This is a genomic window from Pseudoalteromonas sp. S3178, assembly GCF_005886985.1.
Taxonomy (GTDB): Bacteria; Pseudomonadota; Gammaproteobacteria; order Enterobacterales; family Alteromonadaceae; genus Pseudoalteromonas; species Pseudoalteromonas carrageenovora.
In genome coordinates this window covers 1-316 of the sequence record NZ_PNCW01000509.1, presented here as the reverse complement: position 1 = coordinate 316, position 316 = coordinate 1, and the positions used below count along the sequence as shown (strand labels likewise).

Sequence of the window (316 nt, the reverse complement as noted above, 5' to 3'; positions counted from 1 at the left end):
TTGGTCTTTTGAATGTGCATTTGGTACCAAAATTGTTTGTACGCCTGCAGCACAAGCCGAGCATAATCCGGTATACGTATCTTCAATAGCCACCGCCTGGTGTGGTGATTTTTCAATCAACGACAACGCATGCGTATATGGCTCAGGGTGAGGTTTAGGCCGGGTAATATCATCTTTACACACCACCACAGCAAAATACTTTAACAAGTCGTAATGACGCAATACAGGTAAAGCCTCTGCACGTGTACTACCAGTAACCAATGCCAACTGAAACTCTTTGCTGGCCAAAAGTAATACCTCTTGGGCAGAGGGCATT

At 44.9% G+C, this 316-nt stretch carries 1 protein-coding gene; it reads right to left on the bottom strand.

Features of this window, described 5'->3' with window-relative positions:
• Window positions 1-316, bottom strand: a 316-nt coding sequence (locus CWC11_RS21970; RefSeq protein ID WP_138684259.1) for an HAD family hydrolase, incomplete at both ends; no start/stop codon positions are given.